General features: G+C 65.2%; 20 protein-coding genes and 1 other annotated feature. Of the genes, 4 read left to right on the top strand and 16 right to left on the bottom strand.

Annotation, left to right across the window (positions count from 1 at the left end):
- Positions 1-357: 357 nt before the first annotated feature.
- From Q7F20_RS02070 to Q7F20_RS02030, 9 genes are all read right to left on the bottom strand, one after another.
- Positions 358-987, bottom strand: a complete 630-nt coding sequence (locus Q7F20_RS02070) for a hypothetical protein (RefSeq protein WP_305738451.1) — start codon at positions 985-987, stop codon at positions 358-360.
- Positions 988-991: 4 nt separating this feature from the next.
- Positions 992-2,365, bottom strand: a complete 1,374-nt coding sequence (locus Q7F20_RS02065) for a hypothetical protein (RefSeq protein ID WP_305738450.1) — start codon at positions 2,363-2,365, stop codon at positions 992-994.
- Entirely contained in the window at positions 2,334-5,438 is a 3,105-nt protein-coding gene (locus Q7F20_RS02060; protein WP_305738449.1) for a helicase-related protein, read from the bottom strand. Before Q7F20_RS02060 ends, Q7F20_RS02065 begins: the two co-directional genes overlap by 32 nt.
- Complete coding sequence (locus Q7F20_RS02055; RefSeq protein ID WP_305738448.1) at positions 5,435-7,195, bottom strand: phospholipase D family protein; 1,761 nt, start codon at positions 7,193-7,195, stop codon at positions 5,435-5,437. Before Q7F20_RS02055 ends, Q7F20_RS02060 begins: the two co-directional genes overlap by 4 nt.
- The gene (locus Q7F20_RS02050) at positions 7,188-8,432 is read right to left on the bottom strand and encodes a DUF6361 family protein (RefSeq protein WP_305738447.1); all 1,245 of its coding nucleotides are present in this window, start codon (positions 8,430-8,432) and stop codon (positions 7,188-7,190) included. Before Q7F20_RS02050 ends, Q7F20_RS02055 begins: the two co-directional genes overlap by 8 nt.
- 110 nt (positions 8,433-8,542) lie before the next feature.
- Positions 8,543-9,352 carry a PASTA domain-containing protein gene (locus Q7F20_RS02045; protein WP_305738446.1) on the bottom strand — a complete coding sequence of 270 codons (810 nt, stop codon included), beginning with the start codon at positions 9,350-9,352 and terminating at the stop codon, positions 8,543-8,545.
- Between the two features lie 343 nt (positions 9,353-9,695).
- Positions 9,696-9,989: a hypothetical protein gene (locus Q7F20_RS02040; protein WP_305738445.1), complete on the bottom strand. Its 294-nt coding sequence runs from the start codon at positions 9,987-9,989 to the stop codon at positions 9,696-9,698.
- Positions 9,990-10,715 carry a nuclease-related domain-containing protein gene (locus tag Q7F20_RS02035; protein ID WP_305738444.1) on the bottom strand — a complete coding sequence of 242 codons (726 nt, stop codon included), beginning with the start codon at positions 10,713-10,715 and terminating at the stop codon, positions 9,990-9,992. It lies immediately after the preceding gene.
- Positions 10,716-11,049: 334 nt separating this feature from the next.
- Positions 11,050-12,222 (bottom strand): HNH endonuclease, encoded by a 1,173-nt coding sequence (locus tag Q7F20_RS02030; protein WP_305738443.1) that lies wholly within the window; start codon positions 12,220-12,222, stop codon positions 11,050-11,052.
- Between the two features lie 92 nt (positions 12,223-12,314).
- On the opposite strand from Q7F20_RS02030, the gene Q7F20_RS18660 reads away from it, so the two are divergent.
- Entirely contained in the window at positions 12,315-12,662 is a 348-nt protein-coding gene (locus tag Q7F20_RS18660; RefSeq protein WP_370871601.1) for a transposase, read from the top strand.
- A gap of 87 nt (positions 12,663-12,749) precedes the next feature.
- Here Q7F20_RS18660 and Q7F20_RS02025 read toward each other — a convergent pair whose 3' ends face one another.
- Both Q7F20_RS02025 and Q7F20_RS02020 read right to left on the bottom strand, forming a co-directional pair.
- Positions 12,750-12,938, bottom strand: a complete 189-nt coding sequence (locus tag Q7F20_RS02025) for a hypothetical protein (protein ID WP_305738442.1) — start codon at positions 12,936-12,938, stop codon at positions 12,750-12,752.
- Positions 12,935-13,084 (bottom strand): hypothetical protein, encoded by a 150-nt coding sequence (locus tag Q7F20_RS02020; protein WP_305738441.1) that lies wholly within the window; start codon positions 13,082-13,084, stop codon positions 12,935-12,937. Before Q7F20_RS02020 ends, Q7F20_RS02025 begins: the two co-directional genes overlap by 4 nt.
- A gap of 161 nt (positions 13,085-13,245) precedes the next feature.
- On the opposite strand from Q7F20_RS02020, the gene Q7F20_RS02015 reads away from it, so the two are divergent.
- Both Q7F20_RS02015 and Q7F20_RS02010 read left to right on the top strand, forming a co-directional pair.
- Positions 13,246-15,060 (top strand): N-6 DNA methylase, encoded by a 1,815-nt coding sequence (locus Q7F20_RS02015; protein ID WP_305738440.1) that lies wholly within the window; start codon positions 13,246-13,248, stop codon positions 15,058-15,060.
- Between the two features lie 57 nt (positions 15,061-15,117).
- A complete protein-coding gene (locus Q7F20_RS02010; RefSeq protein WP_305738439.1) occupies positions 15,118-16,581 on the top strand; it encodes a hypothetical protein in 1,464 nt (487 codons plus the stop codon).
- Positions 16,582-16,619: 38 nt separating this feature from the next.
- Here the strand turns inward: Q7F20_RS02010 and Q7F20_RS18655 are convergent, their stop codons facing one another.
- Complete coding sequence (locus Q7F20_RS18655) at positions 16,620-16,898, bottom strand: phospho-sugar glycosidase domain-containing protein (RefSeq protein WP_370871603.1); 279 nt, start codon at positions 16,896-16,898, stop codon at positions 16,620-16,622.
- 96 nt (positions 16,899-16,994) lie between these two features.
- On the opposite strand from Q7F20_RS18655, the gene Q7F20_RS02005 reads away from it, so the two are divergent.
- A complete protein-coding gene (locus Q7F20_RS02005; RefSeq protein WP_305738438.1) occupies positions 16,995-17,159 on the top strand; it encodes a hypothetical protein in 165 nt (54 codons plus the stop codon).
- Between the two features lie 26 nt (positions 17,160-17,185).
- Here the strand turns inward: Q7F20_RS02005 and Q7F20_RS02000 are convergent, their stop codons facing one another.
- The 4 genes from Q7F20_RS02000 to Q7F20_RS01990 all read right to left on the bottom strand — a co-directional run bounded on the left by Q7F20_RS02000 (position 17,186) and on the right by Q7F20_RS01990 (position 19,421).
- Positions 17,186-17,515, bottom strand: a complete 330-nt coding sequence (locus tag Q7F20_RS02000; RefSeq protein WP_305738437.1) for a DDE-type integrase/transposase/recombinase — start codon at positions 17,513-17,515, stop codon at positions 17,186-17,188.
- Positions 17,516-17,584: 69 nt separating this feature from the next.
- Positions 17,585-17,836 (bottom strand): IS3 family transposase, encoded by a 252-nt coding sequence (locus tag Q7F20_RS18650; RefSeq protein WP_370871602.1) that lies wholly within the window; start codon positions 17,834-17,836, stop codon positions 17,585-17,587.
- Positions 17,784-17,897, bottom strand: a sequence feature (AL1L pseudoknot). Its footprint overlaps the gene before it by 53 nt.
- Positions 17,855-18,148: a hypothetical protein gene (locus tag Q7F20_RS01995; protein ID WP_305738436.1), complete on the bottom strand. Its 294-nt coding sequence runs from the start codon at positions 18,146-18,148 to the stop codon at positions 17,855-17,857. It overlaps the preceding feature by 43 nt.
- 160 nt (positions 18,149-18,308) lie before the next feature.
- Positions 18,309-19,421 (bottom strand): hypothetical protein, encoded by a 1,113-nt coding sequence (locus tag Q7F20_RS01990; RefSeq protein ID WP_305738435.1) that lies wholly within the window; start codon positions 19,419-19,421, stop codon positions 18,309-18,311.
- Positions 19,422-19,424 lie beyond the last annotated feature (3 nt).

Here is a 19,424-nt window from a genome sequence, read left to right as displayed (position 1 = left end):
CGGTGCCGACCTGCACTGAGCCAGCGGTCATGCCCGAGTGCTCGTTGAGCGTCATCACGGTCATCCCCACCTCGCCGTGCCCGTACCGATCGGCCGCAACACCTCGTTCAGTCGCGCAACCATCGAGCGGCCGCCCTCGGCTCGCGAACCGGTGGGTCGCCTACGCCTGCCCCGACCTGGAGATCGCGGATTGGCTAACGCCGAAGTCCGGCAGACGGGCTCGCAAGCGGAGAAAGCACAGGAGCGGCCGGAGGCTGACGACGCGAGGGCGATTCGTGTTGACGTGGTGAGTGCTGGGCGCGGGATGGTGATCGCCAGTGAGAGGAGCCGGCACACTCAGCGCGACTGCGATCGGACCTATCTGTGCACGCTGAGAGCGCGCGAGTCGACGAAGGTCCGGAGAACCGAAGGATCGACGAAGGCTCGGCCCCGGAGCAGGTCTTCGAGTCGAACTCCCTCAACCATGTCGTACACGGAGACCCTCGACAGCCGGACCACACCTGCTGCAGATGCGATGTCCTTCATGGCGTCGTAGAGTGCTCGCTGTTTCCACCGCGGCGCGCCCCCTCTCTCGAACGTCCAATGAGGTGCGGCTGCCCCGAACATCCGCTCTGCCGAAGGACTGCTCCACCGTCGGCCGCCGGTTCCCGATCGCCGCTCATGTGCTCGGCAGAAGTCGTCGTACGCAGCCGCCCAGGGCGCGCTCGCGATGGCACTGACGCCGAGCGTTGCGGCACGGTAGCGGTTGAAGTGCATCTCCTCATCGAGTTCGACGATGACGTCGTCGTACGCGAGGTCCCACGAGCCGGGACGAAGTTCCGGCTCGTCGAGTACTCCGCCCAACTGGCGGTAGAGACGCATCACCGCCGACCGCGCTGCTTCCGGCAGTTCGGGGAGCCGGGGGCTGCGCTTCGCCGGACGCGAGGCAAGGCCCGAGTCCCGGAGCATCTGATCGAGGGCAGTGACGCGAGCGCCTGTCTTCGTCACGACTTCAGTCGGCTTCGGCTTCGGGTGTGGAGAGGTCGGCGTCCTTCTTCTTCTTGAACAGTCCGGCGACACGGCCGCCGACCGCGTCCGCGGCACCCGCAACTCGCCCACCGACGTTCTTCGCGACCGTGAGGGCCTGGGCCTCATCCGGCACGCCGTCACCGTCCAGGTCGACTCGACGGAAGACCCGTGTCGCTGAGCTCGCAGCGCCGGAAACTCCAGTCCCGACTGCGCCGGCGGCTCCGGTCACCCACGTGCCCGTCGAGCGAGCGGCATCCTCGAGCGCGGCGAGCGCACGGTTGTCCGACCCCTCGTCGTCGGAGGCGGTCTTCACTGTCAGCGCGAGGTGGTCGGGGAAGTCTTCAGGCGCCTCCGGGAAGGCCGTCCGTGAGGACTTCACGACGTCGCGGCCGAACACGAAACGGGCCACGCCTCCGGTGATCGCGCCGACGCCGTACTCCACAGAGGCTCGTTGCTTGCCGGTGAGACCTTCGCGTACGGGGTCGAGTTCGCCGGTCTGGATGGTCCGCACAAGCGTCTGCGCGGCGCCACCGGGGAGCGCGTCGGACAGCGTGGTCGCCCAATGCGACCAGTCGTCACGGCCGGCCGCGATCCTCTGTCCCGTCGAGATCGCGCCATCGGAAGTCACCTCGGCGACGTCACTGGCCATCGTCGCGATCTGCTGCTGGCTCACACGTTCGTTGGTCAGGCCGAGGACGAGCGCCTGTGCCTGGTCCTTGTCGAGGTCCATCCCGTGGAGGTCTGCCAGTGCGAGACCGAAGACCGCGGTGATCTCGAACTGCAACTGCTGATCGCCAGCGGGCAGAAGCCGTGCCGCGGCGCCCTTCGCACCGGTCTGCGCGGCACTCTTCGCGAGGTTCTTTGCCGCGAGCTTCATAGCACCCTTCGTCCCTGCCTTCGCAGCTTGCGCGCTCGCGCTCTTCGCGCCGACGACCGCCGGGCCCGCAACCGGGATCATGGCAATGGCGATGTCGGCAGCGATCGAGCCGACCGTGACCGCTGCTCCAGCCGTCGTGATCGCAGTCGTGTACTGGCGCTCGAGCATGAGGACGATCTCGGCCGGAGTCGCGGACGGGTTGCGACGCCGCAGCCAGCGGACGTACTGGCGCGCGACTGCTCGGCGACCCGACACCGCCTTCGCGATGTCGCGGTCGACATCGTCCGCAGCCACCTCGGCTTCGAGCGTCACATCGGCTTCGTCGGTGTCGGTCATCTGGGTCGTCCTTCGGGGTGAGTCCGGCTCGGGTCTTGCGTCGAGGACATCGTTGCACGGACGGCGGACGTTTCGACCTCCCTCTGCGGGAACCCGCCGTGCGGTGCGGCTGTCAGGCCGATGCGGACGGTGGACGGAGATCAATCGACGCAACCGAAGCGCCATCGACGCCCCGCTGCTTCATCAGCTCCACCATGTCCTCCTGCCGGGGCTGCCCGAGCGTGAGTCGGTAGAGCGCGAGCGAGTCACGCAGCCGCTCGTACCGGGCCCGGTCTCGGCTCAGGGGGTGCTCCATCACGATGCGCTGGATACTGGCGTCGCCCGGGTAGACCCACCATGGCGCAAAGTGCCCGTACTCAGCGGCAGCGGTGGACCTTGTCGCTGCCTCGAAGGCCGCGCGCCACGGGTTGGGGTCGTCGGAATCGACGACGTCGGCCCAGTGCGCTGCGGCGACGTTCCGGCGGATCGCGTGGCCGCCGAAGCGGTTCACACGGCCCTCGCGCTGTTCAAAATCGACCGGGTTCGACGGCAAGTTCCAGTGGACGACGGCGTGGCTCCACCAGTGGAAGTCGATCCCCTCCTGCCCGACACTGGTCGAGACGAGGACGAACGGGGCGAACGGGCTGTTGAACGCCGCGCGAACGTCGGCCTGCCGCTGCTCGTCGCCGGCGGAAGTCCCCGTTCGGCCGCCGTACCGGAGGCTGAATCGGGACCGGATGCGGATCTGTGTGCGGTCCACGTCGGTGTCGTGGCCAACGTAGTTCACGGTGCGCAGCGACAGCACCGACGCCGCGTGCTGCGAGATGTCGAGGAGTCGATCGGCAGTGAGCTCTGCTGTGCCGAGGTCGCTCACCAACTGGAAGAGGTACTCGTCGAGGACGGCCTGGAGGTTGCCGTCGGCGCAGTACTGCAACACGGCTGACCAGTACGGGACGTCGCTGCTGTACCGCGCATCGAGGACCGCGTTCACCTCGGCACGGTTGAACAGGGACCGTAGGCCGTTGGCGATCCGGAACGCCGCCGTCCAACGTGTGGCGGGGGCGATCGTGTCCGGCGCGATCCGAGACACCGCGCGGTAGGCGATGATCCCCGGCGCGTGCATGGCGAAGCGGGCGAGCTCCGGATGCGTCCGAGATGGATCATCACTCACCATCCGGTCGATCGCGGCTTCGACGAACCGAACGAGGCCGTTCGATGCTTCGGACTCCTCCTCGCGGTCCTCCGATGGTCCGCCGATCGCCTCACCGACCAGGCCGACGAAGTCCTCGCTGAGGCCGGTCGGTCTCGCGAAGAAGGCCTCCCACGGCTGTCCGGCCTGCGCCGAGTCGTCGAGCCGCTCGGCCACGAGCGCCTCTGCGCGACCGGCCTCCACGCCCGCTTCGGGAGAGAACGACCGAGCGATCGCCAGCGGGTCTCCCACCTCGGCGAGGGCGGGATGTGGGAAGAACAGCGCGAGGGTCGAGAGGGAACCAACACGCCCCTGTTCGAGCGAGTAGTTCAGGCGCATCACGTCGGTGTTGGCGCTTCGGGTCGCAGCTCCGCTCGCTCGCCGCTCGGCCTCGTAGGACAGCAGCGACGCGACGGCGGTCGGTACGCCCGACCAGGCAGAGAACACCACTCGCTTCGTGACGTCCTGCACGGTTCGGTATGCACCCCCGGGCTCGAGGTACGGCATCGACGGCGGAACCCACAGCAGGTCCGACCACCCTGTCCCCAGCGTGTCCGCCGCGATCGTGCGGAGGTACCCGTTCCCGAGGTCGATCTCCCGACGCGCATCGAGGTCGCGGCGATCGAGCGACCGGCTCCGTCCCAGCAACTCCTGGGCGCGGGCACCTTCCAGTGTTCCGAACCGTTCGCGAGCCCGCTCACCGGGCTTGTACCCGTCCATGAAGTTCGCGAAGTACGGGATCGACTTCCAGTACTCGAGATCGATCGGTGCTCCGACCTCGTCGCCGAACTCTCGGAGTGCCACGAAGTCGAGCACGTCGTCCGTTGTCGGTGGGGCGCTGCTGAGCATCCGAGGGGTGAATCCGCCAGCGACGTTCGGCCGCTCCGAGCGACTCATCACCGGGAGCAGTGCCATCCTGACAGCCCGGGCTGCCGACGTTGCGTCCTCACCGCTCACGAGGCACGCGCGATACTCCGTCATAACTCGGGTGACCTGCGCGGTGATCGCAGGATCGCGGTTCGCAAGGAAGCCGATCGTCTGCATGAAGTCGCGGTGGTGGTCTTCCGCCTCGCCGGCCTGGGTGAACGGCTTGTACGGCGTCGCGGAGAGCAGCAGCACCCGAACTCCGGGGAACGAGAAGAGGTCGTGCGCGAGCTCCGCCGCTTCGCTCGTCTCCGGAGCGTCGAGGAGCTCGCGGAACCGCTGGAACTCGTCGAGGATCACGAGGTCCGGTTCAAGCGCCTGCAGACTCGCCTTCGCGAGCGCTCGCCGCATCCGTCCGAGCAACGCTCCTGTTCGATTCCACACGCTGTCGAAGTCGCGATCGTCTGCGCCATGACCGGTGACGAGCGCGAGAACCGACCGGAACTCGTGAAGTGCCTCTTGACCGAGCGCATCGCGGAAGCCGTTGAGCGTCTCGAGGTCCGGCTCCGGACGGTCGCTTCCGTCTCGCTGTCCCATCTCGCGTGCGACGTCGAGGACGCGCCAGTGGAAGCGCTCGACTGAGGTCACTCGGCGCTTGAACAGCCGGAGCGTCGCGTGCCACTCGTCGTCGTTCAGCGTCAACAGCTCGCGGAGAAGGATCGCGATGAGTGCGCGCTCCCGAGCGTTGCCCGCAGGCTCCCCGCCGACGCTGAATCCGGAGGTCGCCGGCGTGAAGGACACCAGGTTGACCTTCTTCTCGGTCGATCCTTCGTCTGCGCGAAGCCGTGGTACCTCGAGTGCGAGCAGACTGAGGCGTGTCGTGAGTGGTGCGGTGTCGGCGCCGGTGACGTTGAGGCGCGCGAGGTTCTGCCGTGCCAGGTCCGCGTTCGAACACATGTAGACGACGTCGATCCGCTTCACCTCGTCGACGTTCTGCAGGTGCTCCACCGCACGCGCCACCACGCCCCGGGCGACGACGCTCTTGCCGAGACCTGTTTCGTCCGCGACGAGGAATCGGCCAGAACCAGCGTCGTCGCCGTAGAACCGCTCGAACACGTGGTGCACCGCGTCTCGCTGGAACGGCTTCAGGCCGGCGAGCACGGCGTTCGCGTCGAACCCGCTCACCGCGAGCCTTCCAATTGTCGTTGAGCCTCCCACACCGACGCCCACAGCTCGTCGAAGCCTGAGGGCAGGATGGAGGTGTCGCCACGGCCGCGCAGGTACTGCACCACGCGATCGACGTCAGCGAGTCCGCGGCCGCGTGCCCCGACGGACCGGATCAACGATTCGAAGAGCCCGGCGCCGAGGTCTCCACCAGCACCCGCGGTGGTGTTCCACGCGGTGCCCGCACCAGCACCCGCTGTCCCGAGCCCGACGAGTTCGAGCAGCAATGTGATGAAGCGCATGAAGTCGGTCGGGGTTGACAGGTGCGAGGCGATCACCGCGTCGAGCCGATCATCCGGGTCACCGTGCAGATCCGCGAGCACCACGGTCGACCGCTCCGCGCCCGCTCCGTCACGGACTGTGACGATCAGGTACGGCGTCACGTCTGGGAGGGCGACCGACTCGATCCACGAACCGTTCTCGCTCGGCAGCCCCTCACGGAACTCGTCCGCTCGGGTGAGCAGCCGCCACGAGAACGCAACGTCGTCCGTCGCTGGAACCGTGTCGACACAGCTCACGCGAAGGCGGTACGGTCCGTCCCCCTCAACATCGATCCGCATTTGCGCGCCAGCGACAGCGCGGAGGACGGCGTCGAGGAACCCACCAGTCTCATCATCGGCGTCCGCCTCGTCGATCGGCTCGACCGTGTGTTCGACGATGAGATCGCCGAGAGCCTTCCTCGTGGCGTCGACTCCGAACTTCGCGGCGGATCCGGCGAGTTCCACCATCACCTCGACGTTGCTGTGCAGTGCCGCGTCAGTTGTGTTCAACGACCCGAGCAGCACCCGGGCCCGTCGCTCGCGGTTCACCACGATGACTTTCGCGTGCAGACCGCTCAGGACGCCCGGGAGCGCGGATTCGTCGCCCTCCGTGCGGCCGGCTGCGGCATCGAGGACGAACGCGGACGTCCGCCCGCCGATCATCCCGGGGGAGAGGCGGTTCAGGCTCTCGCTCCGGGAGACGACCAGCAGCTCGCGTCGGATCCCTCCCCGGATGGTCGCCAAGGCGCTGTCCTGGAGGAACGGGGAAACGATCAGGGCCCGCTCGCCTGACAGATCAGGTCGCGCTGGTGCACCTGACTGCCAGACGTGGAAACGCAGGTCCTCCAGATCGTCCGGCGTCTCCCACTCGACGCGCGCGAAGCGCGCGGCGAGCCCTTCGATCCGGACGGTACGCTCCGGAGCGAGCGGAACGACCGCAGAGCCGGGGAGCGACCGGAGCAGGCCGACGATCGGGGCGTTCCGCGCCTCCAGGCCTGCCGCGTCAGCGGTGTCTCCGGGCACGCCGTCCAGACTGACGACGACGTCCCAGCTGCGGTCGCTCGTGAGGTTGCGGCTGGCGCAGACGAAGCGGAACGCGGAGGCGTCACCGTTGCGGAACTCGAGGAACCAGACCTTCGGGTGGAAGATGCCGGTCGGGACGCTCACCGGGTGGAGCATCGGCTCGAGGAACGCGACGAGTCGGTTGTTGCGCGTGCCAAGGGCGATCTCGCCGGCCTGGGCGAAGACGTCAACGCGGTCGGCGGATCGGCGGACGGCGTCGAGGATCGCGATGGGGTCGTGCTGATCGGCGACTCCTCGTGCTGCGAAGGCCAGGGGCACGCTGAGGGCGGTGTCGAGTCCGAGGGTGAACGTCGTGCCAACCGCGTGTACGAGCTCGAAGCCCGTCGGGGGTCGCAGTTGTTCGGTCAGCGTTGCGCGGGTCTGCGGTTCAAGCATCTCGGGCCAACCCCTCGCGGATGTCGATGACGATGTCGCGGACAGTTGACCAACGGTACGTGAGGGCGTTCGATCCGGACGCTCCGGTCCAGCCACGGAGGCGGTCGGGATTCCCGAGGCGGGCCAGGCCGCGCTTCTGCGATTGTTCGCGGGCTCGGACCATGCCGCGTGCTGTGTCGTCATCCGCGATGGATGCAAAATTCGTGTCGCGGAGGTGCGTTGTCCACTGATCGACGTAGCCGCGAGTGGAGCCGGCGATCCGCGCCGACGAGTTCGTCGCGAGCCATGCCCAGAGCGCGGTCGTGTTCCACGCGGTGATCTCCGCGGCTTCGGCCTCGAGGGCCCACTCCGTCAGGGCCTCCCGGTAGTCGGTGACAGTGGCGTCCGTCTCGTCGGGGTCGTCGGCGCCGCTCTCACTCGCAATGATCTGCGCGCGCTCCTCGGCGAGCATGAGGTTGTACAGCAGTGCGGCGCCGTGATTCACGATCGAGAACGCCGCCGCAAGACGTAAGAGGTCTTGGGCTTCCGGAGGCAGACCATCGGTCGCAGGGTCGGCCCACGGACTCGGACTCTCGCGGTCGGGAGCGATGCCAGTCGTCACCAGGTGCGCCATCACCGTGCCCGGCGCGCGTTCGAGGATCCGGTCGCGGAGGAACCCGGCTTCAGCGTTCGTCAGGTCGAAACCGCCCTTGACCGATGACGGGAAGCCTTCCGGTATCGGCAGCGTCTCGAATGTCGGCGTCCACGCCAGGCCCGATTGCTCGAGCAGATCGTCCTCGCTCGAGGCGGAGACGCCTCGCCTGTCCCGCTCGCGGAGGCGGTTCAGCAAGTCCGCCGTGCTCTCAATCGAGTCGTCAAGGATGCCGTAGGTGCGGAGCGTGCCCCAGTACAGCGAGGAGGGAAGCGTCTTCAGCGCCTCTCCTGCGCGGAGGCCGAGTACGCCGCGCTCGTTGCTCCGCCGGAGTCCACTGATCAAGGTGCGTTCGTTGCGCGCTGCTGCCTCGCGCGGGTCCGGTCGCTGTGCGGCGAGCTCGAAGCACCAGGGGACGAAGAGCGCGTAGCGAGCGCGTGTCAGCAGGGTCGAAGTGCCGGGGAAGAGACCGTTCGAGATGGCGTCGCGGATCTGTCCGATGCCGAGTTCGTCGCGGCTGTCTCGGTCGGTGAACAGGGCGATGATCTCGCGCATGCGACGTTGTTCGTCGGAGGAGGCGTCGAGCCAGGCGATGAGGGAGGGCATTCAGGCACGTCTGCACATGTCGGGGCGGGCTGTGACCGCAGGGGAGCGGGCGGGAAGGACGGCACGAGCAGGGCGACCCGACGGTCTCGTCCGCCCGGCCCGGTCCAGGCCTAGTTCGTCCGAACGAAGATGGTCGCATTGGCAAAGGACAGCACCCCGCCGTCGAAGTCGTTCGGAACTTCGAACGCGACGCGGCCGCTGGACGATTGGCCCTTGCCCAGTGTCACGCTTGGAATGTCCTCGACGCCGGAAAGATACGTCTCCTCGTAGACCTTGCCGTGCTTGTCGGTGAGGTTGATGTCCCAGGTCTCGACCCCGGTGTGCACGCCTGCCTCGAGTGCCTCCACGTGGACGACGACCGTCACGTACTTCATGCCGGTGTCTGGGGCGTCCCAGGAGTCCGTCGTCGGCTGGTTCCCGTTGTACCCGTCGAACCAAATTCGGTACTCCGGGTCTGCGTCACCGGGGCGGCCCCAGGAATCCATCCCGAACTTCGTCCCGGCCTTCGCGGGATTCGTGACGGAGCTTCCGGCAGGGCTCACTGCGGTCAAGGTGACCGTGCTTCCGGCGTCAGCCGACGAGCCTGCGGCGGGACTCTGCTTCGAGACCTCGTCATCGCTGCCTGCGCCGGGCGACGCGACTTCGAAACCTGCAGCGTCGAGTGCCGCGCGAGCCTCTGCGACGGTCTTACCGGTGACACCGGGAACGGAGACGACGCCGTCACTGGAGCCCGCCTCCGGCTCGGCAACCACCTGCTCCGAGGAGTCGACCGGCTCGTCGCTGCTGTTCGCAGAGATCGTTCCGAGCGCGATCGCGATGATGAGGCCCGCCGAGCCCATGATTGTGCCTGCGAGGCCCCGTCCGGTGCGCCGACGCAGCGAAATGAGTCCGAACGTCAGCGCCAGCGCTCCGAGGAGCACCGCGACAGCGACGGCCGAGGCGAAAGCGAAGACGAGGGCCAGGATGCCGAGAACCAGTGCCGCTGTGGCGAAGCCGTTTCCGCGGAGTTGAGGTGGCGGAGGCGGACCCTGCATGAACGGCGGTTGACTACCGGGTGGAAACGACGGCCGCCCGTTCGGAGGAAAAGGCGGTCCGGGAGGAAACGGTGGCTGACCGCTCTGCTGGTAGGGCGGAGCTTGGTGGTGGGGCGGGTACGGCTGACCCCCGTTCGGCGGCTGCGGTGCTTGACCGTTCGGCGGGTACATCCCGGACATGACGACTCCGTGCTTCGGGTAAATGAGCAATCGTCTTCAGATTAGGGATTCAGCCCGTCTTGAGAAAGAGTGCTGTCGCCCCCAGGACGGGGTGCGTGCTCAGATCTTCCGGCTCGCGAGAATCGCAGCAGACTGAGGATGTCGGTCGACGTAGACCGCGACCCCGCGCCGGGGTCTTGATGTAGGTGGCGAAGAGGACGCGGCCGCCGGTCGAGCGCGCGAGGTAGGCGGCGCGGTGGAGCCCGACGACGGTCTTGCCGGTGCCGGCGGCGCCGCAGTTGCGCGCCGGGCCGTTGAAGCTACGGCGGACGAGCTTCGCCTGGGCGGGGTCGAGGAAGGCCATCTAGTCCTCGATGGGTGCCTCGAGGACGCCGTCGAGGAGCTCGTCCGTGAGCTCGTCGTCGAGCGAGGCGATCGTCGGCGCGGGTTCACGGGGGCGGACGGCTGTGGGGACGACGATCTGCGGCGGGTTCGCTGCGTCCTCGCCGATCACGGGGAAGTGGGGGAGCATCGCGGCGAGGACCTCGTCGACGCGTGACGCCGAGAGCCGGGCGCCGCGCTTCGTGATGTGGCCGACGAGGTCGTGCGTGCCGATGACGTCGACGGAGGCGACGCGGGCGTGCATGCGCTTCTGGCCGGCGAGTGCTGCGACGGCGTGGACCTCGCCGGGTGCGAGGCCGATGTCCGCGAGGGTGGCCTCGGTGCTGTACGCGAGGTCGGCGAGGCGGGCGATGTCGTCGGTGACGTCCTCCTGGCCGCGGGTGATGCGGTCGCCGTGGACCGCGACCTCGCGCCAGGCCTTCGTGTCGACGATGAAGACGCCGGCGCGGCCGACGACGACCGTGTCCACCTGGGCCGTGCGGCTGCCGGGCCAGCGGCGGTCGGCGAGGAGGTGGTAGCCGATGCCGGCGAGGGGGGCGAGAAGCTGCGCTGTTTCACTCTCGGTGCGTTTGGCGATCTCGAAGCGGGCTGCGCGTTGCTCGGCGTCGTGTGCCTGGCGACGGAGTTCCTGTGCGTGGCTGCGTTGGCGGCGTGCTTCAATACCTGCCGATTCCCCGGCGATCGTCATGGTGCTGTCCCTCGGGAGTCCCTGGTCCTCGGTGCCGCTCGTCGTCCCCGGGACGAGTGGTGTTGAACCATCCTCGTGGTTGGGGAGGTGGGGCGGGAGTACCTGTTGTGGGGTGATGGTCGGGCGGCGAAACTCAGCCCGTCGCAGAGAGTGTGGGCCGCAGTTGAACCTGGAACGGGAAGGAGACGTTGTCGTCGGCGCCTGCGGGCGGGGTACTGCTTGCTGCGGTGGTACCTCAATGTCGGGGAACTCAGACCTGGGCGTGGTTCCGATGCCGCACTTCGAGGGTCGATCGGGTCAACGGTCTCGTCGAGGTCGTATCCGGGGATGTTTCCTATGGTACGGCGGACCATCGCTTCCATGCATCAGCGAGAGCCACGCTGCTGGGTCGGAGCGGGAGGTGAGTGAGGTCCCTCCTGACGATCTGCGACTGGCCCGAGTCTCGCGCAGCCTCGAACACTATGCCGGTCGTCCGAGGCTCGAAGGCAAACCATCCCGCGTCGTACATGCGGTGGTGATTGCAGCAGAGCGGCAGGCCATTGCGTGCATCGTCTGAACCCTGCAGCGCCTTCGCACGGATGTGAGCAGCTTCGATGACCGGCTCTGCTTCAAGATCGCACACGGCACAGCGAGCCCCATAGCGCTGCAGAACCGCGAAGGCGAAGCGCGCTTGATTCGGCCTTGCCTTACGTCGCTGCCACCGGCTCTCGACGTCGTCGACGACAAGTTCGAACTGGTCATCCTGATAATTCTCAGGCTCCGGCGGGAGTGGATCGTCGTTGAGGAACGTGATGAGCACGGAGCCGCGCTTGAGATCGACGCTCTCGACAAGCGCACGACGAACCGACCGGGACGTCGGCTGCGCACCCGGCAGGATCATGAAGACCGGCATCGCCAGCTCGTAGGCACGAACGGCGGCCGCGATCTCTGCCTGATCTCGACCTTCGCGCGCGGTTCGGGGCAGCCGATAGGTGACCCCGTGGACGTTTCGTTCGTTGGCGTAGGTCTCGCCGAGGTCAAGGAAGGAGACAGCGATACCGGCTGGGGCGATCGCACTCTTCGTCGTGGGCACGTCAACGTAGATGCCACGGCCCCCCGCTCGCAGGCGCAACGGTTGGAGATCTCTCGGGTGGACGTTGCCCGGTGCTCCTACAGCCTTGGCAGCAATCCACATCTCCTCCCGACGTTGAATTTCTGAGTTTCGAGCCGCGAGTCGAGGGAGATCCACTCGCGAGAAATCAAAGCCGTCAGCCAATGCCCAGATCCCGTCGGAACGAGCCTGCAACACTCCTCGCTCCACTAACCGCTGCCGTTCGACGCTGACGCGATTCCGCCACCTGGCGCTGAACGGTCTGGTGTTCTGAGGCGAGCGATCCTCCTCCGTCCATTGGCCGGCGTAAAGCGTTTCAAGCGCATCCAGCGCTTGTGCCTTCTTCGAGGAGCCTCCGATACCAGCGAGGTAGGTGAGGAGCCGGTCTCGAAGCGTGGCGTGGGAAGTGAGAGGCACTCTTACATCTTGCCTGTTATCTGAATGCGCGTGAGCACGTCGAGAACGGGGACTGCTGCGGGTTCGGTTGACTCGTTGAACTACCCCATGGGTTGATTGGCCACGGTTTTCTGAGGACCGGGCCCTGTTCTGAGAGGCTCCTACCATGCCAGGACCGTTTCCAGCGGGCTTCCGTCGACGGGCAGTCGCGCATCCGCGCCGGCAAACCGATCACGACCGTCGCAGTCGAACTCGGCGTGAGCGCAGCCGCCATCCATAACTGGGTGCGGCAAGACCAGATCGACCGCGGGGAACGCCCCGGAGTCACGACACCGGAGAGCGTCAACCTCGCGGAAACGAAGAAGCGGATCCGACAGCTCGAGGAGGAAGTCACGACTTTGAAGAAGGCATCGAAGGTACTCGGGGAGGACCGGCCTGGCCCAATAGGGTTCACCCGGTGATCGACCATCTCCTTGGGTAAGCAGGCCATCGGGCACATCAGAGTCAACCGAACCTGCAGCAGTCCCCGCGTCCGAACTCCCTCCCGCCTACTGCTGCACTGAGACGCTCGGGGTTCCGGCTCGCCCCAGTGCCTCGATGACGTCGTCCGCCTGCCGGTTCGTTGCTGTGAGGATGCCGACGTCGCCCTGGTCCGTCCCGACCAGCCGGGGGGCCTCGGTCAGCCGGTCGAGCATCGCCCGGACGTGGCCGGCACGATTGGTGAAGCGCGCCATCATGGGGGCAGCTTCGCAGCGCGAGACGTCGACGCCGCATCACCGACCCGGTCGACGCCCTCGATGTCCACGAACTGGTTGTCGGCCACCATCTCCTGCGCGAAATCCAGGACCTGGGCGGTGTTCCGGTGGTTGACGGCGAGCACCATGCCCCGGCCGGACAGGTTGATGCCGACCTCGCCGAGCGTGTACCCGCCGGGGTAGGCCGTTCGTGCGAGTGGGAGAAGGTAGCTAGCGCACGCAAGTAGCCGCCGAGCGCCTGGTCTCGACGACGTTCGCCGGATGAGCACCTAGGCGGATCGAGAACGGCATGGCGGCCTCCTCCCCGCCGATGACTGCCCCCGCTGCTCTGGAAGATCATCCGTGCTGCGAAGTGTCCACGGGCCCGGGACCGGTGATGTCCGACACCGCCAAGCCCGGTAGGCTCGCCGAGTCTGTCAGACGCAAGGCGGACAGTCTAGAACTCATGATTGACGCATCCGCGAGTGCTCCGGATGGGAAGTTGAGGATAGTGCTCGATCTTAAGCCCTCGCTACCGCAGGCTTCGTTGAAGGATCCTCCTGTCGGCGGCCGGTCGTCTCGTCCGCCACTGGCGGGACAATTTTCGGCCCGGCGCGTTCACCGTGCCATCGAGGCACTGCAGGCCGACACCAGGCGCAGGCTCGAGTCCAACTGGCTTGCCGCGGTGTGTGCTTTTGCCAGTGAAGCTCGGCCAGATCTCGAGAAGGCCTTCGAGATTTTTCTAGGCAGAACTCGTTCAAGTTCCAATTACTTACGCGGGATGACTGTCGGCGAGATTGGCGTCGTTTACGAAGCGCTTTTGGCGAGCCTGGGTCGGAGTGAACGCAAGGCTAGCGGCCAATACTTCACGCCCGATGATGCTGCCGCATTCATGGCTGCACAATCGCGCACGTTCCCGGACGAGGGTGTCTGGCTTGACCCCTGTACGGGGGTAGGAAACCTCGCCTGGCACCTGGCCGCGGCTCAGGCGGACCCTGCTTCGTTCGTCAAACACAGACTCACCCTTATCGATCTGGATCGTACTGCGTTACTAACGGCTGTCGTAATCCTCGTGAGCACTTTCGCAGAGGAGAACGACCATACCGCTTTGAAAGCGGTGTGGGGCCGGAGCCGGGTTCGGGATTTCCTCTCAGACGAGGCTCTGCCGCCCCACGATTTCGTGATCGTGAATCCCCCGTACGCGAGGAGTCCTCGCCGGACCGGATTCAGGACGGCTGCGGCAAACGAGCTCTTCGCTTACTTTACGGAACGAGTAGCATCTACGTCGCGTGGTTTTATTGCTGTAACGCCGGCTGCATATCTGAATGCACCACGATACCAGGTGCTGCGTGACCATCTCGACGAAACGCAGACCGGAGGGTGCGTATTCGTTTTCGATAATGTTCCTGATACGCTTTTTCGCGGCTACAAGTATGGATCGACCAATACCTCAAAGACGAATTTTGTTCGCGCCGCGATTACTGTCTGCACACCCCAGAGTGGGGAATGGCAGATAACTCCAATTCTTAGATGGGCCGCGGGATCGCGGAGTCGAATGTTCTTGGAAGCGCATAAACATCTTGTGAAGCGGCGCATTGGGCCGGACGGCCAATGGGCAAAAGTGATGCGAGGTACCGAGCAGTTATGGCAATACCTCGAGGGTGCACCACATTCGCTTTCAGATTTACTCGTCAAGGGCCCGACAGAGTATCGCTTGGAGGTCGCTTCGACGCCGCGCTACTACATCTCGGCGTCGCTCCGTCCGCTCGATCGTACGAGCAAGCACATTCTGTTTTTCGCGGACGCGGAAAGCCGTGATCGCGCGTATCTCCTGATAAATTCCTCCGTATCATATTGGTGGTGGCGTGTGATCGACGGAGGGGTCACTTTACCGCTTCGCGCGTTACGATCTATGCCGATGCCTGACTTCGCTCCCGACGACTCACTTATTGCGCGCCTTCGCCATTCTGAGACGACGGACGTGGTCCTCAAACTCAACGCTGGACGTCACAATGAGAACGTGAAGCGGTCCCCTGCTTTGGTGGAGGCAGTGAACCGGTGCGTATTGGGAGGCGCGCATGGGAGCTTCCGAGAGGTCTATGCTCCTGATTTATTTGCCGGCTAACTTTGGCCCTCGGACTGGGGTTTGATCATCTGAGTAGCCGTCGCTATCGTCGCGAGCATGAATCAGAGTGCCGACCGACACGATCCTCGTGACCTCGAACAATCGAAGCCGAGAACGCGTCGTGTAGGTCTCGAGCGAGAGTTCGTTCCGGCAGAAACGCTTTCAGAGGCGACTATTCGTGTCCGAATGTTGACTGGTGTTACTCCTGAATCCACTCGCGGAGAAAAGCGTGCACTGTTGGCTCTGCGCGATGCACTGGGCCTAGACGTAGCAACAGTTGAAACGAACGCTGTGCTCGGGTCCGCGCTTGCCGATGCACTCGGTGTCACCTGGTTGCCGGCGATGCACGTCGACGCTAACAGGCTCACTCTCGCTGGTGTGAACGCGCTGCTTCGGGGTGCGACGTTCGCCTATCAAGAGGGAGCGCTGCGGGCTCTGCAACCCAAGCTTTCAGACCATTTTGCTACACCGGCCTGGTCGGGCTTTCAGCCTGCCGTTTCGAAGATCGAGGCGGTGACTCGTATAGCGGCTTTGACCAATTCGGGTCCGGAGTGGTTGGGTCCGGGTAGTAAAGAACACAAGAGTGTCCTCGTCAATCTTGGTGCTCATCTACTGCCAGCTCTCGATCAAAACGGATTAAGTAAAACGCAGCTGGCCGCCGCGATCGCCCATGGTCTTGATGCGCCCTGGAGTGACGACTTCATTTCAACCGGGGAGACAATTCGGTTGAATGGGCTGAATGCAATTCTGGCCGGTGCTGAACGGCGACTGGGCAGGCTTGGATCCTCTTACGCTGCTGGCCTGACGCCCGAAGGGGAAGGTGCTGCCCTGGTCGACGCCCTATGGCAGAAGATGCTGACTGATAAAGAAGAGCGTTGGGATGGTAGGAAGAAGATCGAATGGCTACGCGACGAGGGGACTCGTCAGGAGAACCAGATGGAATGGCCAGGTTTCTACTTTGAGTATCGTGGTCGCGATGTGCTCAATAGCACCTTCCGCCCCAACCCGCACCCCATGCGAGTGAAGTACGGACATACCGTCTTCGACTACTCGCTGAACCACGTTTGGGATCTGAAGTCGCACACGGCTGAGCGGCAGCGGCCCGACGATGCGACCGTGGTGCAATGTGATGACGAAGTTCAGCTCAATGATGCGTCTGCGGTTCGTGCTTGCGTCGACGAGCAAGGCCTTGGCTTCATTGTCCTCACCGGCAGGGCTGTCAATGACCAAGACGGTGAATTCAAGCGCTGGCACGACGAGTTTAAGGGAAAGCCAAGCAAGCCGAGCCTGAGTGGGAAATCACGTGCGCGCAAAGCTGCGTTCTTGCCTCTGGCTGTGGAAGCGTACTGGATTTCCAACACTTCCGCTTTGAATGCTGGCGTATTGAGTGGGGCACTTAAAGTAGTACCGCAAGGCCGACAATCGTCCGGCGCCCCGAGGCCAGACAAATTCCACATGAGGCTCGAACCTGCGCGGCGGATCTTGAGCGTTGCGTCGCGGGCTTCCCGCCTCGGGTCTTAGAGCTTGTGCTAGTACTACTCACTCCCTGTACCGGGTGCTCAGTGCAGCGCTGAAGGCAACCGTTGGCCAAGCGTCGTACTGAGGAGGCTTGCTGGGGTGGAAACGATCACCGCGACCCAGCAGTCAGCGGGAAGGTGACGCAACGTGATCGCGACTTCGCCGTAGTACCTCCCCGCCGAAGCCAACTGCACGGTGACCGACCCCGCCGGCCTCGGCTGCCCGCCGATCTCGGGCAGCGGCAGCCCGGCGAACCGCTCCCGCGAGTGCTCGAGCCGGATGATTGCCTCAATAGCGTCTGGCCGGGTCCGATCGGGAATAGCCAGCGAGTATGGGACGTCGTCGATGACGAATGTTCCGTCCCGGGTTTAGTGGAGGCTCGGTAATGGCGCTCCGACGGTAGTCGGAGCGAACTCGTGCCGGTAGTGGTCGTCTTCGAACTCGTCGGTTGGGACTATGCCGAGTTCGCCGTGGAGGCGCCGGCGGTTGAACCAGTCGATGCACTCGACCGTAGCGATCTCGAGGTCCTCGATGCCACTCCCGGGCCATTTGTTGCGGATCAGTACGGCTTCGGAGATTGAGTTCACCGACTCCGCTGGAGCGTTGTCTACGAATCGCCCTTGGACCCGACGGACGCGACCGCGCCTGCTTCGGCGAGCCGGTCCGTGTAGCGATGGCCCGATATTGGACTCCGAGGTCGCTGTGATGGAAGCCTCGTCAGGTCGCGGCCCTCGCGTTGCAGGGTCCGGATACCCATCTCGAGGGCGTCGAGGATAAGGTCGGTGCGCATGTTCCGCGACAACTGACTGCCCATGATCCGACGGGAGAACACGTTCGGAACGAACGCGGCATAGACCCAACCGGGGAATGTGCGGATGTAGGTGATCTCCGCAACCCAGACCTGTTCCGGGTCGGTCGCCGTGAATGCCCGCCGCACCAGGTCCGCGGGTCGTTCTCCGAGCGGACCCTGAACCGTCGTCTTCGGGCCCTTCCGCTTCGGGACGCCCTACAAGCCGGCGACCCGCATCAGGCGTTCGACGGTGCAGCGCGCCACTTTGTGGCATTCCCGTCGCGACTGCGCGTGCACCTTCCACGCGCCGTAGACGCCGTACTTTCTGCGGCACCCGCTCCACCTCGATCGTGCGGGCGGCGTCGCTGATCGACCGGGCGGACGGCCGCCTGTGCTTCGCGGCGCAGTAGCTCGACGGGGCGACCTGCAACGTGCAACAGGTCGGCTCGACCCCGAACTTGTGTTGATGCGTGTCGATGAACTGCGTCATCTGCTGGACGGGCGGTCGGGCTCCGCCGCGAAGAAAGCCAGCGCCGACTTAAGAATCTGATTCCCACGTCGCAGCTGCCGGACCTCACGCTCCAACTCCGCGATCCTGGCCGCGTCATCGGTCGTGGCACCCGGCCGGTCACCGGCATCGATCTCGGCTTGATGCACGCAGTTCCGCAGCGTCTCCAAATCGGTGCCCCGCTGCTCTCCGATCCAACGCAACGCGCCGGCTTTGGTGTTCGGGTCGCGGCGCGCTTCCATCGCGAGCCGGACCGCTCGCTCCCGAGGCACATTCGGATACTTCCTCGGTGCTCCCATGACTCTCATCTCCCGTGGATTGAGAGCCCCTATCAGACCCGGGGCGGAACGCTACATGCTGCTTCTCCCGCAGCCGGAGCGTCGTTGAGAGCGATCCGGCCAGAGGACGAGTGAAAAGGTCTTCCTCCTCGCTTCAACTCTGCCGAGCACCGTACCGTTCCCGCAGCTCCTCGAGCACAGCTGTCTCCAGCTTGTGAACCGAGCCGTCGATCTCCGCGGTCTTGAGCGTCACATCGAAGAGATCTGAGAGGTCACCTGTCTCCTGGTCGAGTCGGCGCCAGACGTCATCGACGTCGAGGTCGATGACGTTCGCGAACTGCTCGTCTGCGAGATCGTGCTGATCATGCAACTGCTCGACCAACTTCCGCATGAACAGAGCCTCGTCGTCGGTGATTCTGCCGTCAGCGAGCACTATCATCCATGCCACCCACAGCACCGAGCGAGGGTGATCCGTCCTCGAAACCGCACGTGTCGCGGCCTCGTCAACGCGAGCATCGTTCCGGAAGACAGCGCGAGCGTGCTTGCCCGCGATGATCGTGGAGTAGTAGTTCAGTGCGACCGACACCGGCACTCCGACAACGGGAATACCGATCTTGACCACGTTCCGCTGCAAAAGGAACTTTCCAACGACAGGCAGGCTGCGTGCAGCCGTGAACACTGCCTTCGAGTAGAAGGCCTTGACCAGCGGCCTCACCAATGCTGGGACCACCTTGGTGACGCCCTCGCTCACAGCCTGGGCGCCCCGAATCGTGAAGGCGACTCGGACCAGCTTCCAGAGGTCATCCGGGTCGTCGACGTTGATCGGAACGCGGTACAGGACGGCGATGTCGTAGGCGAGGTGCAATTGCAGGCGAGCGATGTAGGCGACGTCCACGAGTAGGGTGACGCCTGCCGCAGGGAGCGTCAGCGGTGAGGCACCGCCCACAGTGCCCAATGTGGCGACGATCGCCGCCGAGTAGACGCCAGCCGAGAGGCCGCCCTCGATCGCGGCGTACCGGGCAGCCATCTTGACCCTCTGATCGACTACAGCGTCTGCGGGGACTCCCTTGTAGCGCTCTTCGAAGTAAGGAGCGTCCACCTTCTGCGTGTAAGCGTTCAACGCGTTGCTCAGGAGCTTCGAGAACCAGTTCCCCGACTTGATGTCGTCCCCCGTCAAGCTCTTGACGAAGTCTTTGAGCTCCTCGCGCTCCTGTTCGACAGCTGCTCGCTCTTCCTCGGTGACGTTGGTCTGGGCGGGCTGAGGCATCTC

Origin of the sequence: Curtobacterium sp. A7_M15, assembly GCF_030705415.1 — a bacterium.
Classification (GTDB): Bacteria; Actinomycetota; Actinomycetes; order Actinomycetales; family Microbacteriaceae; genus Curtobacterium.
Note: the sequence above shows the minus strand (reverse complement) of the source record. Positions and strands in the feature narration are given on the sequence as shown.